This is a genomic window from Prosthecomicrobium sp. N25, assembly GCF_037203705.1.
In the GTDB taxonomy this organism is placed as follows: domain Bacteria; phylum Pseudomonadota; class Alphaproteobacteria; order Rhizobiales; family Ancalomicrobiaceae; genus Prosthecodimorpha.
On record NZ_JBBCAT010000003.1, the window covers coordinates 342,052 to 354,513 of the forward strand.

Annotated in this window: 14 protein-coding genes; 9 read left to right on the forward strand and 5 right to left on the reverse strand. The window is 70.3% G+C overall.

Annotated features, from left to right (window positions below; translation table 11 throughout):
• Positions 1-19: 19 nt before the first annotated feature.
• The 3 genes from WBG79_RS20755 to WBG79_RS20765 are packed head-to-tail and all read left to right on the forward strand — an operon-like array spanning position 20 to position 2,184.
• Positions 20-466 (forward strand): hypothetical protein, encoded by a 447-nt coding sequence (locus WBG79_RS20755; protein WP_337359134.1) that lies wholly within the window; start codon positions 20-22, stop codon positions 464-466.
• Complete coding sequence (locus tag WBG79_RS20760) at positions 463-1,131, forward strand: ribonuclease T2 (protein WP_337359135.1); 669 nt, start codon at positions 463-465, stop codon at positions 1,129-1,131. Before WBG79_RS20755 ends, WBG79_RS20760 begins: the two co-directional genes overlap by 4 nt.
• A gap of 3 nt (positions 1,132-1,134) precedes the next feature.
• Complete coding sequence (locus WBG79_RS20765) at positions 1,135-2,184, forward strand: DUF1176 domain-containing protein (RefSeq protein WP_337359136.1); 1,050 nt, start codon at positions 1,135-1,137, stop codon at positions 2,182-2,184.
• Positions 2,185-2,302: 118 nt separating this feature from the next.
• On the opposite strand, the gene WBG79_RS20770 is transcribed toward WBG79_RS20765, so the two are convergent.
• The gene (locus tag WBG79_RS20770) at positions 2,303-2,518 is read right to left on the reverse strand and encodes a hypothetical protein (RefSeq protein ID WP_337359137.1); all 216 of its coding nucleotides are present in this window, start codon (positions 2,516-2,518) and stop codon (positions 2,303-2,305) included.
• Positions 2,519-2,711: 193 nt separating this feature from the next.
• On the opposite strand from WBG79_RS20770, the gene WBG79_RS20775 reads away from it, so the two are divergent.
• Complete coding sequence (locus WBG79_RS20775) at positions 2,712-3,320, forward strand: glutathione S-transferase family protein (protein WP_337359138.1); 609 nt, start codon at positions 2,712-2,714, stop codon at positions 3,318-3,320.
• Between the two features lie 24 nt (positions 3,321-3,344).
• Positions 3,345-4,196 (forward strand): AIM24 family protein, encoded by an 852-nt coding sequence (locus tag WBG79_RS20780; protein WP_337359139.1) that lies wholly within the window; start codon positions 3,345-3,347, stop codon positions 4,194-4,196.
• A 93-nt stretch (positions 4,197-4,289) separates the two neighbouring features.
• Here the strand turns inward: WBG79_RS20780 and WBG79_RS20785 are convergent, their stop codons facing one another.
• Positions 4,290-4,967 (reverse strand): outer membrane protein, encoded by a 678-nt coding sequence (locus WBG79_RS20785; protein WP_337359140.1) that lies wholly within the window; start codon positions 4,965-4,967, stop codon positions 4,290-4,292.
• A gap of 204 nt (positions 4,968-5,171) precedes the next feature.
• Here WBG79_RS20785 and WBG79_RS20790 point away from each other — a divergent pair, with 204 nt between their 5' ends.
• On the forward strand, positions 5,172-6,056 hold the full coding sequence (locus WBG79_RS20790; RefSeq protein ID WP_337359141.1) for a dienelactone hydrolase family protein: 885 nt from the start codon (positions 5,172-5,174) through the stop codon (positions 6,054-6,056).
• A 29-nt stretch (positions 6,057-6,085) separates the two neighbouring features.
• Positions 6,086-7,180 (forward strand): ELM1/GtrOC1 family putative glycosyltransferase, encoded by a 1,095-nt coding sequence (locus tag WBG79_RS20795; RefSeq protein WP_337359142.1) that lies wholly within the window; start codon positions 6,086-6,088, stop codon positions 7,178-7,180.
• A gap of 12 nt (positions 7,181-7,192) precedes the next feature.
• On the opposite strand, the gene WBG79_RS20800 is transcribed toward WBG79_RS20795, so the two are convergent.
• Positions 7,193-7,891: an outer membrane protein gene (locus tag WBG79_RS20800; RefSeq protein ID WP_337359143.1), complete on the reverse strand. Its 699-nt coding sequence runs from the start codon at positions 7,889-7,891 to the stop codon at positions 7,193-7,195.
• A gap of 375 nt (positions 7,892-8,266) precedes the next feature.
• Positions 8,267-9,382: a branched-chain amino acid ABC transporter substrate-binding protein gene (locus tag WBG79_RS20805; RefSeq protein ID WP_337359144.1), complete on the reverse strand. Its 1,116-nt coding sequence runs from the start codon at positions 9,380-9,382 to the stop codon at positions 8,267-8,269.
• 268 nt (positions 9,383-9,650) lie between these two features.
• Between WBG79_RS20805 and WBG79_RS20810 the strand changes: the two genes are divergently transcribed.
• Together WBG79_RS20810 and WBG79_RS20815 are read left to right on the forward strand one after the other, a co-directional pair.
• On the forward strand, positions 9,651-10,496 hold the full coding sequence (locus tag WBG79_RS20810) for an XRE family transcriptional regulator (protein WP_337359145.1): 846 nt from the start codon (positions 9,651-9,653) through the stop codon (positions 10,494-10,496).
• A gap of 106 nt (positions 10,497-10,602) precedes the next feature.
• Complete coding sequence (locus WBG79_RS20815; protein ID WP_337359146.1) at positions 10,603-11,373, forward strand: SDR family oxidoreductase; 771 nt, start codon at positions 10,603-10,605, stop codon at positions 11,371-11,373.
• Between the two features lie 108 nt (positions 11,374-11,481).
• On the opposite strand, the gene WBG79_RS20820 is transcribed toward WBG79_RS20815, so the two are convergent.
• A complete protein-coding gene (locus tag WBG79_RS20820) occupies positions 11,482-12,111 on the reverse strand; it encodes an outer membrane protein (protein ID WP_337359147.1) in 630 nt (209 codons plus the stop codon).
• Between the last annotated feature and the right edge of the window lie 351 nt (positions 12,112-12,462).

Below are 12,462 nucleotides of genomic sequence, written 5' to 3' on the forward strand. Positions count from 1 at the left end.
GGGTCCTTGAGGAATCGCCATGATCCGCCGCTTCGCCGCCGCCCTGCTCGCCTCCAGCGTCCTCGCCGCGACCACGCCCGCCTCCGCCGGCATCCTCGACGCCATCCTGCTGGGCCAGCCGAGCGACGTGCCCGTCTGCCACGACCCGGCCGTCATCGGCGAGATCCACAGCAAGTTCCAGCACGCCGACCGGGAGGTCCTGAAGCGCGGCCTCGTCCTGGAGACCGTCGACCGCATCCAGGAGACCTACTTCGGCCAGCTCAACGCGCCCGGCTCCACATTGCGCCGCTTCTGCAAGGCCGACGCCCACATCAGCGACCGCCGGCATCCCTCCGCACTCTACTACCTGATCGAGCAGGACTACGGCTTCGTCGGCATCACCTGGAACGTCGAGTTCTGCGTGATCGGCTACGAGCCCTGGCGCGTCCACGACGGCAATTGCCGCACCGTGCGCAAGTGGTGGTGAGCACCGTGCCGGCGCTCCGGACGGCGCGCGCCGCCGCCCTCGCGCTGGCCGCCCTCGTCCAGGCCGCCCCGGCCGGCGCCGGCGACCGCCCCGGCGATTTCGATTTCTACGTCCTGTCCCTGTCCTGGTCGCCGAGCTATTGCGAGGCGGAAGGCGACCGTCGGCGCGATGCCCAGTGCGAGCGCCCCTTCAGCTTCGTCGTGCACGGTCTCTGGCCGCAGCGCGAGCGCGGCTATCCGGCGGATTGCCCCACCGCCGCCGGCCGATTGCCCGACGCCCTGATCCGCGCCCAGCTCGACATCTTCCCGGCCTTCGGCCTCATCATCCACCAGTGGCGCAAGCACGGAACCTGTTCGGGACTGACCCCCGCCGACTACTTCAAGGCCGCCCGCCGCGCCTACGAGGCCGTCCGCGTCCCGGCGGAGTTCGAACGTCTCGCCAGCCCGCGGATGGTCGGCGTCGGCGATGTCGAGGACGGGTTCCGGAAGTCCAATCCGGGCCTCGACCCGGACGAGATGGCGGTCACCTGCGACGACCGCCGCCTGCGCGAGATCCGCATCTGCTTCACCCGCGACCTCTCCGGCTTCCGCAGCTGCCCCGAGGTCGATGGCGATGCCTGCCGGCGCTCCCGCGTCTTCATGCCGGCCGTCCGCGGCGGACGCTGATCCATGGCCAGGTCCCGGACGGCCCTGTCGCGTCTTCTCCCCGCCTGCCTCGCCGCCTGCCTCCTCGGGGCCGGCGAGCCGCGCGCGCAGGGGGCCGACAAACAGGTCGAGGGCTGGGCCCTGCGCTGCGAGGCGGAGACCTGCCGGGCGAGCCGGCCCTCCGAGAGCGGCCGGCAGGTGCTCCTTCTCGGCCGCTTCCCGGGCCAGGACGCCCTGTCGGTCGGCTTCGCCGCGCCGGGCGCCATCCCGGACCGCGAGCGCCCCGTCTCGCTCCGGCTCGACGGCAAGGCGATCGGCACCCTGGCGCCCGACCGCGGCTACCAGCCGCTCGAGCGGCCGGAGGCCTTCTGGATCCTGGATACGCGCCTGGCCGGCCAGATCGTCCAGGCGGGCGCCGCGGACCGGCTGCTGCGCATCGAATACCTCGACGTGACGGGCGCTGCCTTCGACGCCGATTTCCGGCTGGACGGCCTCGCCGCCGTCACCGCCGCCATGGACCAGGCGCTCGGACGCAAGATCCGCCGTGACGCCGCCGTCGCCCCCAAGGGGCTCGCGCCGGCCCCGGCGGTCGCGAAGGCGGAGCTGATCGCCCGCCAGGGCCTGCCCCCGCGCCTCGTGGAACGCCACCGTGCCGCCAGCGACTGCGAGGACCCCGCGTCGCCGCTCCTGAAGCCCATCCCGCCCGTGATCGGCCCCCTGTCGAAGACCGCGATGCTCTACGCCGTGCCCTGCGCGGCCTCGGGCGGGGAGGTCTCCTACCGCCTGTGGGTCGTGGAGTCCGGCGAGATCGGCGGCATCACGCCGCTCTACTTCGCGCTCTACGACGAGACCTTCGGCTGGCGCGGCACCGATCTTCTCCCCAACGTCGCCTTCGACCCGCGCGAGGCGCGCCTCACCGCCCGTTCCACCGCCCGCAGCGACGCCGCCTGCGGCAGCCGCGGCCAGTGGCGCTGGAAGGACTACGGCTTCGCCCTGGAAGATTTCCGCTCCGCCCCCGACTGCGCCAAGGGCGCGAATCCCGCCGACTGGCCCCGCGTTTTCCCCACGCGGTGATCCGAAGGCGCGGGTCGCGGGCCGGCCCCTCTCCAGACCCCGGCACCGACCGATACGCGGGCCCGCCCGGCGACGCCGCCGAACGTGTCTCGCCCGAGGGCAGGCCGGATTAACAGCCTCACCGCACCGCCCGGTCGTAAGCGGTCGCCACGTGCCTCAGCCTCTGGGCGACCACCATCCGCTCAACCGCGGCCGACCATCCCTCGCTCACCCCGTCCGTCAGGTCCCTGTGGAAGGCGCGGAGGGGCTCGACCAGGGGAGCGGGGAGGTGCCGGCTGACCGCCGGTGTGCCGGCCGCGTAGGCGGCGAGGACGAGAACGGGAAGCTTCAGCATCGCAGGCTCGAGACAGGTGATGACGTAACGGTATGAGCCTCCCCTTGCCTCTGCGTAACCGATCTCCTTCCACTTGTCGGGATCCTGTCGCATCGTTTTCCCTGAATGCGAATGGACCGACCCGAGGCGCTTGCCGGCTCCGGCCCGGACCCGGTATCGATGGGCTCCGGACTCACGCCTCAGGAACTCACCGATGCTCGTCCTGCGCTCCTCCCCGCCCTCCCCCTTCGGCCGCAAGGTTAAGATCGCTGCCGCCCTGCTCGGCCTCGCCGACCGGATCACCATCGAGATCGCCGACACCACCGACCCGAACGACTCGCTGCGCCGCCAGAACCCCCTGGGCAAGATCCCGGCGCTGGTGCTCGAGGACGGGATGGTGCTGTTCGACAGCCGCGTGATCCTGGAATATCTCGACCTCCTGGCCGGCGGCGGCCGCATCATCCCCGCCGCGCTCGGCCCCCGCATGGCCGCCCTGCGGCTCCAGGCCCTGGCCGACGGGCTCATGGACGCCGCGCTCCTGCAGGTCTACGAGATGCGCTTCCGCAACGAGGGCGAGCGCAGCACCGCCTGGACCGCCAACCAGGCCGGCAAGGTGGAGCGTGTCCTCGCCCACCTGGAGTCCGAACCGCCCTCCGCGACAGGCACGCTCGGGGTCGGGGAGATCGCGGTGGCCTGCGCGCTCGGCTACCTGGACCTTCGCTTCGAGGGCCGCTGGCGCGCCGGACATCCGCGCCTTGTCGCCTTCCTGGACGCCTTCGCGGCCCGGGTCCCGGCCTACGAGGCGACCCGCGTCAAGCCCTGAGGCCACTCACGAGGAGCCACCCCCATGGTGTTCGGATCGGTCCCTTCCTTCCCCGTCGCCCGCCACCAGCGCACGTCGGCGTCGGACGACATCGATTTCGAGATCAAGGGTGCCGAGATGCAGTTCGTGGAGATCGAGCTCGATCCCGGCGAGTCGGCCATCGCCGAGGCGGGCAACATGTTCTTCAAGGCGCCCTCGATCGACATGACCACCGTCTTCGGCGACGGCTCGGCGCAGTCCCAAGAGGGCGGCTTCTTCGGCAAGCTGGTCTCCGCCGGCAAGCGGCTGGTCACCGGCGAGAGCCTGTTCACGACCGTCTTCACCCACCAGGGCCAGGGCAAGGCGCGGGTCGCCTTCGCGGCCCCCTACCCGGGCCACATCCTCGCCCTCAAGCTCACGGAGGTCGGCGGCGTCCTGATCTGCCAGAAGGACTCGTTCCTCTGCGCCGCCCGCGGCGTCAGCCTCGGCATCCACTTCCAGCAACGCATCCTGACCGGGCTCTTCGGCGGCGAAGGCTTCGTCATGCAGCGCCTGGAGGGCGACGGCTGGGTCTTCTTCCACTCCGGCGGCACGCTCGTCCAGCGCGACCTCGCGCCCGGCGAGGAGATCCACGTCGACACCGGCTGCGTCGCCGCCTACACGGCGACGGTCGACTTCGACCTGGTGCGCGCCGGTTCGGTGAAGTCCATGCTGTTCGGCGGCGAGGGCATCTTCTTCGCCCGGCTGGTCGGACCGGGCCGGGTCTGGATGCAGAGCCTGCCCTTCTCGCGCCTGGCCGGCCGCATGCTGGCCGCCGCGCCGCAGACCGGCGGAAGTTCCGAGGAGGGCAGCCTCCTCGGCGGCATCGGGCGCATCCTGGACGGCGACAACCGCTGAGCACCCCGCACGCGCATGAAGGCGGAGCCCTGGCCTCGGACTCCGCCTCCTGTCGTCGGCCGGGCCGGAGCCGGGCCGCCGCAACCCGCCGGGTCAGAACTTGTAGCCGACGCCCGCCCGCAGGATGTTGGTCGACGGATCGACCTTGACGCGCGTTCCGCCCGCGTTGAGGCGGCTCTCGCCGACGCCGAGATACATGTATTCGGCGCGGGCCGTGATGCGGTCCGTGACCAAGCCCTCGACGCCGCCGCCGAGCGCGATGCCGGTCTCGGTGGCCGAATCGGAGCCGCCCTTGGAACGGGCGCCCGAATCCACGAAGGCGAGCCCCGCCGTGCCGTAGGGCATCACGCGCCCGAAGGCGACGCCGACGCGGCCGCGCACCGTGGCGTTCCAGTCGGATTCCGCCCTGACGGTGCGCCCGCCGAGGTTGGCGGAGCCTGTCGTGGACGTGAGGCTCACGTCGGCCTCGCCGCCGACCACGAAGTTCCCGCCGACCTGGGCGTTGACGCCGCCGAAGACGCCGCCGAGCGCGCCTTGCGTGTCGGCGGACCGCGCGCGGCTGCCGGAGGTCTTCAGGTCGGTGCTGCCGAACACGCCGCCGAGGTGGACGCCCGCATAGGCGCCGCTCCAGCTCGGCAGGGCGGGGGCGGCATAGGGCGTGTAGCCGGCCGACGGCGCCGGCGAGGACGGGGCATAGATGTCGGCCGCGGAAGCCGGGCCGGCGGCTGCCGCGACGATCGCGGCGAGGGCGACGAACAGGACGCGAGACATGACGATGTTCCTCGGATGAGACCCCCGTACCGGAGGCCGGTCGCCCCCGGTATGGACTCGTTCAGGTTAACTGGACGTGAAGCCCTGCATGAGACGCTCGTCCCGATTTGCGACCACCGCGCCGCCGATCCGGTGCCGTCAACCTTGATTTGGCCGGAAAACCCGGCCAAGGATCGGCCGTCGAGTCGCGAGTAGAGCGAGGCCATGATGCGTAAGGACGAGAGCGCGACCGAGGGACTCGCGCGTCGCGGCTTCCTCGGCGGCGTCCTGTCGCTCGCCGCCACGCCGCTGGCCGTCCGCCCGGCCCTCGCGCAGGCCGCGCCCGTGCCCGCCAAGCCGATCGGGCCCGCCCCGGGCCTCCCCGTCCAGGCCACGCCGGCCGTCAGCCCCATCCCGGCCCCCGGCGGGCTCCTGGAGCGCACCGTCGAGCTGACCATCGAGGGAACCGGCCGCTGCTCCGCCACCTTCGTGCAGGCGCCGGGCTCGGCGAGGATGCCGGGCCTCCTCGTCGTCCCCGACCCGGGCGGCCTCGCCGCCCCCCATGCGCGCCTCGTCCGCCGCCTCGCCGCGCTCGGCTACATGGTGCTCGCGCCGAACCTGCTCGGCCTTTTCGGCAGCCCGGACGACCGCGCCGTGCGCGCCCGCTTCGTCGGCCTGGGGGCCCATGCCACCGCCGCCGTCCTGCGTCATGCCGCCGCCTGGCTGGCGACCCAGCCGGGCTGCACCGGCAGCGTCGGCGTGGTGGCGCTCGGCTGGGGCGGCGCCGGTCTCAGCCAGTTGGCCGGCGACCCGGGCCCGGTCAAGGCCATGGTGCTCTGTTCCCTGCCGCTGCCCCAGGAGCACATCGCCGGCATCAAGGTGCCGCTTCAGCTCCACTACGCCGCCGTCGACGACCGCGCCGCCCCCACCATCGAGGCCACCGAGAAGCGCCTGATGGGCTACTCCAAGATCTACGAGCAGTTCGTCTACGAAGGACTGACGCCCGCCTTCCTTCAGGAGAGCGACGAACGGCGCTACAACGAAGCCGCCGCGTCGCTTGCCCTGGAACGCATGGAATTCTTCCTCGCGCGCCACCTCAAGCCGCGCTGACGCCGCCCTTCCACCCGAGATCCCGGGCCATGCTGGTCTACATCGTCAGAGACAACCGCCCCGGCCACTACCGCCAGTGCGAAGGCGTGGCCAAGGCGCTCGCCCGCTTCGCGCCCGTGACGGTGCGCAACGTCTTCCCGAATTTTCACTGGTTCTCCCGCCGGGTCCTGCCGACGCTCGTCTACAGGAGTCGCCTCCTTTCGCCCACGCTGGCGCTCAATCTCCTCTACGACTTCGAGGTCGAGACCCTCGACCCGCCCGACATCGTCATCGCCTCCGGCCGCCGCAACATCGTGCCGGCGCTGTTCCTGAAGTCCCTGTTCGGCGCCCGCTTCGTCTACACCGGGCTGCATGACCGTCGCTGGCTCGGCGAGATGGACCTGATCGTCACCCCCTGCCCGCGCGACGCCCGCGAGCCACGCCACGTCTACGCCCCCGTGCTGAGCCCGGTCGCCCGCTCCGACTACGGCCCGCTGCGCCGGATCCGCTCGCTGGAGGACCTGCGCGGCGCCCGCCTGGCCCTGCTGGTCGGTGGCGAGTGCGCCAGCCACCGCTTCCGCGACGCCGACTGGGCGCGCATCGCCGGCTTCGTCGCCGAGACGAAGGCGTCGCACGGCATCGAGTGGCACGTGACCACCTCGCGGCGCACGCCCCGGACGGCCGTCGACACCCTGCGCCCCCTCGCGAAGTCCGGGATCATCCACGAGTTCATCGAGTACGACCCGGACCTCGCCGGTTCGGCGAGCCGCATGCTGGGCCTGGACGGCACCCTCGTCACGGAAGACTCCATGACGATGATCTCCGAGGCGCTGTCCGCCGGCCGGCCGGTCGTCGCCCTGAAGCCGGCGCGCGTCTGGCCCTCGCGGCAGGACGAGGCGGTCACCGCCATGGCGGCGCTCGGCGCCGCCGAGGTGATGCCGATCGCGGGTCTCTCGGTGGAGACGCTGGCCGGGGCCTTCGCCCGGCTGGACCCGGTGCCCTACGACCCGGTCGAGGTGCTGAGGCGAAACCTGGCGGCCGAACCCGCCCTCCTGGAGCGCATCGGCCTGCCCCGCCCCACGGTGGGGACGGACTTGCCCGTCGTGCCCCGCCCGGCCCCGCTGGCGGGCAGCGGGGCCGCGTGACCCGGCGGCCGGTCAGAACTTGAAGTTGACCCCGAGCCGGGCGAGATGCGACGTCAGGTCCTGCTTCGACCCACCGAGGCCCGTGCCCGGGTAGCTCACGCTGTTGCGGCCGAAGTCGGAGTAGAGATATTCGCCGCGCAGCGACACATTCTTGGAAAGCGCGTACTCGAGGCCGCCGCCGGCCGTCCAGCCGACCCGGGTATCCGAGTTCGTCGCCGTCTTGCCGCCGCCGTGCCCGTCGCTGTCGAAATTGGCGACCGCGACGCCGCCCGTGCCGTACACGAGCACGCGGTCGAACGCGAAGCCTAGGCGCCCGCGCGCCGAGCCCTGCCAGTCCATCGCCGCGTCGATGCGTCCGCCCGGCACGTTTGCCGACTTGGAGTTCCGCCCGTAGGTGGCATCCAGTTCGGCGCCGTACACCATGGGGCCGGTCTGGAACAGGTAGCCGGCCTGCAGGCCGCCGGCCGCGCTGCCGGAATTGAGGTTGGCCCGGCCGGCGGCGCCGCTGGCCTTGTCGTCCAGCCAGCGGTAGCCGACGTTCGCGCCCACATAGGCGCCCGTCCAGTTGAAGCCGTAGGCCGCGATGGTTTCGGGATAGGCGGGCGCCGCGGGGGCGACCGGAGCGGGCCGGCTGAGATCCGCCGCGCAGGCGGCGCCGGCGGACATGCCGAACACCAGGAGCGCGGCCGGAAGCGAGGAGAAACGCGTCATGGGTAGACCCTCGTCACAGTCGCCTGTGACCGGTCCCGAACGGACCGGCCCGGCGACGGCCGAGGTCTAGGCCCGCATTCGGGCGCGATGTGGCGCCGATTGTGGAACCATTGCGGGCTCCGCGGCGGCAATGGGGCGCCCGGAGCGGATTGCGGCGCGTCTGCCCCAGGTCTGAAGGCTTGCCGTCAGGCGACGGGCCGAGGGCGGGACCGCCGCAACCGGCGGAGCGACGCCGCGGTTGAAACGGGCTCCGCCGGCAAGGTCGGGGCTTGCGCCGAATCCGGACGAAAAAGGCGGAAGCCCCGAAGTTCGGAGCTTCCGCCCGGCGAGCGCCGCCATCCCCGAGCGGCGACCACCTTGGGGGCCGGCCAGAGGTCAGTTGCGGACGAAATCGATCTTGCCGTCCGGCTTCTTGACCCACTTGTACATGACGAAGTCGACGTCCTTGCGGTCGCCCTTGGCGTCGTAGCTCACGTCGCCGAGTACCGTCTTGAACACCATGCCGGAACGCAGCGTCTCGGCCAGCTTCTTGGAGTCGAACGTCCCCGCCTTCTCGACGGCCTGCTTGAAGATCTGGACGGCCGCATAGGAATAGAGCGTGTAGGCCTCCGGCTCGAACTTCTTGGCACGGAACTTCGCCACCACGTCCTTCGCGACCGGGTTGTCGCGCGGATCCGGGCCGAACGACATCAGCGTCCCGACGACACCCTCGCCGCCGATCGTGGCGAACTCCGAGGTGTTGATGCCGTCGCCGCCCATCACGACCGCGTTGACGCCCTGCTCGCGCATCTGCCGGATGATCAGGCCGCCCTCGGTGTGCAGGCCGCCCCACATCACCACCTCGGCGCCCGACGCCTTGATCTTGGAGACCAGCGCCGAATAGTCCTTCTCGCCCGTGTTGACGCCCTCGTAGAGGACCTCCTTCAGGCCGCCCTTGTTCATGAAGCCCCGGGCCGCGTCGGCGAGGCCCTGGCCGTAGGTCGTCTTGTCGTGGACGACCGCGATCTTCTTGGCCTTGAAGTTGGCGAGCGCGTAGTCGGCCCAGAGCTTGCCCTGCTGGTCGTCGCGGCCGCAGGTGCGGAAGATGTTCCAGAGCCCGCGCTCGGTCACCTTCGGGTTGGTGGCGGCCGGGGTGATCTGCAGGATGCCGTTCTCGGCGAAGATCTCCGAGGTCGGGATCGTCACGCCGGAATTGTAGTGGCCGACCACGAACTTGATGCCCTCGCCGACGAACTTGTTCGCCACCGAGACGCCCTGCTTGGGGTCGGAGGCGTCGTCGCCCGTGGACAGGACGAGCTTCTGCTTGAGGAGCCCGCCCGCGGCGTTGATCTCCTCGACCGCCAGTTCGACGCCGTTCTTGAGTTGCGCGCCACCGACCGCATTGGGCCCGGTCATCGGTCCGATGACGCCCAGCTTGTAGTCTGCCAGCGCCGAACCGGACATTGCGAGACCGGCAGCAATGACCGCGCCGGACAGCCAGGATTTCCGCATCGCTCGTGCTCCTTACGCATGGCCCGGACCGTCTCGCGGGCCGCTTCCGCCCGGCGCGACGGACGTCGCTGCCGCTCTTCACCTTCCCCGAACGGAGAAGGAAACCGGCGGACAGATTAGGAATCGGGGCACGCCGCAGCAATTTGGCGAGCCGTTGCGTCATGACGCTAGCTGTTGCGACGAAAGCGACGAATCGCATCACCGGCATTGAGGCAACCACGGGAATGACCTACGATTGCCTCTACGGAAACGATTGGATTGGACCGGGATGAGGCAGCTCGGACGTCGACGGCCGGCCGGCGAGGCCCTGCAGCAGAACTTCGCCGAGAACCTCAGGATCCTCTGTGCCTTCTTCCCCTCCGTCGCGCATGTCTGCCGCGCGCTGCAGGTCAACCGCACCCAGTTCAACCGGTACCTCGGCGCCACATCCCGCCCGTCCACCCACATCCTGACCCGGATCTGCGACTTCTTCGGCGTGGACGCCGCCGAGGTGCATCTCCCGCCGGCGGAGTTCGCCCGCCTCATCAACGCACCCCGCCGTCCGCGCGGCCAGTTGCCCCCGCACCTCGCCCGATTCGAGGAGCTGATCCGGCCCGGTGCCCTCCACCTCGCCAAGTACCTGGGCTATTACCACGCCTACTACCACTCGATGAGCGCCCAGGGGTCGATCATACGCGGAGTGGTGCACCTCTTCGAGCACCAGGACGTCGTCTACTACCGATGGATCGAACACGGCGTCCCGAGCGACCCCGGTACGCCCCCGCCGCGGTGGCGCTATGCCGGCGCGGCGCTGCACCTGGGCGACCGGATCTTCCTGGTCGGCTCCGAGACGCTCAACAACACGGAGATCACCGAGGCGATCCTCTACCCCACCCACAAGAACCGGGTGGGCCGCCTGACCGGACTGCTGATCGGGGTCTCGTCCGCGAACCGCCGCGACATCGTCTGCTCGCGCCTCGTCTTCGACTGGCTCGGCACGGAGATCGACCTTCGTCGCGCCTTGCGGGCCTGTGGCATCTTCCCGCCCGACCCGGGCCTCGTGCCGAGGTCCGTTCTGCAGGCGATCGGGAGCCAGACCCCCTCCGCCGCCATCCTGACGGCCAGCACCAACTGACAGACACGCGGATTGCGGACCCGCGGCGATCCGGCCACCGGGCCGAGTCGTAAAGGACCCATGACCTCGGCCGCTGCAGGCGGCGGGAGGCTCGTGAGGACGCCCCATGAAGCATGTCGTCGCCCCCCGCAACGCGATCGTGACGGGCGCGGCCCGCCGGATCGGCGCCGCCATAGCCCAGGACCTGGCCCGCAACGGCTGGGGCGTCGCCATCCATGCCAACACCAGCCGGGACGCCGCCGAGGCGCTTGCCGCCTCGATCCGGCGGGACGGCGGACGCGCCGCCGTCGTGCTCGGCGACCTGGCCGACACCCAGAGCCTGTACCGGATCGTCACGGAGGCGCGCGACGCCCTGGGCCCGCTCGGTCTCCTGGTCAACAACGCGTCCATGTTCGAGAAGGACGAGGTCGGCAGCCTCGATCCCGATCTCTTCGAGCGTCAGATGAGGGTCAACCTGACGGCCCCCTGCATCCTCGCCGACGCCTTCGTGAACGCCCTGCCGGACGGCGTCGAGGGCCATGTGGTGAACGTCGTCGACCAGCGGGTCCTGAAGCCGACCCCGCAGTTCTTCTCCTATACCCTGTCCAAGGCCGCCCTCCACATGGCCACGCGGACGCTCGCCCAGGCGCTGGCGCCGCGCGTCCGCGTCAACGCCATCGGGCCCGGACCGACGCTCGCCAACGTCCGGCAGACCGGGGACGATTTCGCCCGGCAGGCGGCGGCCGTCCCGCTCGGCTTCGGCCCGCGCCTGGAGGAGTTCGGCCGCACCGTCCGCTTCCTGGTCGAGACCCCGTCGATCACCGGCCAGATGATCTGCCTCGACGGTGGTCAGCACCTCGCCTGGGAGACCCCGGACGTCGTCGGCATAGAAGAGTGACGTCGGCGCGACCACAGGATCGCACACTCCGGTCCCCTGAACGGCGGACAAAAGAAAAAGCCGGCGAACGCGTCGCCGGCTTTTCTAGTTTTCCTTGGGAGGAGGCGATCAGAACTTCCAGCTGGCCTTCAGGAGGACGATGTTCGCGGTGACATCGACGTTCTTGATGCGGCCGTAGTCCTGGTACTTCCACTCCGCGCCCATCACGAAGTTGTTCGTGATCGCGTATTCGGCACCGAGGCCAGCGGTCCAGCCGGTCTCGGTCTGGCTGTCGCCCTTGCCCTTCTTGCCGTTGCTGCGCGGGTTGATGTCCGCGAAAGCGATACCGCCGGCGGCGTAGAGGTGGAAGCGGTCGAACGCGAAGCCGACGCGGCCACGCAGATCGCCGGTCCAGTTCATGTCGACCTTGCGAGCCTTGCGGGTCGACGTGATGTCCGTCCACGACCAGTTCGTGTCGGCGCCGATGACCAGCATGTTGTACTGCCAGTTGAAGCCGCCGTGCACACCGGCCAGGAAGCCGTCGGCCGTCGCGTCCTTGGTTCCCTTGCGGCCATTGATGTCGGCCCAGCCGTAGCCGGCATGGAGACCGACGAAGCCGCCGGTCCACACGAAGGCCGGGATCAGAGTCGGGGCGACCGGAGCCGGCACCGGAGCGGCGCGGTACAGATCGGCCGCGGAAGCAGCGCCCGCCGACAGGGCGAGGGCGGCCACGGCGGCGAGGAGACGGGTCTTAAGCATCGAATTGTTACTCCCACCAGAGGTCCAGTGGGGCGGACTATATCCAGGCGCCCCTGCGTCGGCGAGTGCAGAATTGCAACACATACAAGCAAGCAACAGATTTACCTTGCGTTAACCACGGCCGCCGCGGGGTGGTGCGGGAGTTCACGGACCGCATAGCTGCAGGACTACGTATTGACGCGACGCTATCGCATTCAGGACACAATTGAGACATCTCTGCCATATCTTCGCCATCAGGCAGCTCCTGATCAGAAATGTCAGGACGGATGTCTTGGTTTCGTTCCGTGATAACAAGAATTTGAGAATCGGACGAGCGCTGCTAATTCGGCGCTGAGCGGTTCAGACCGCACG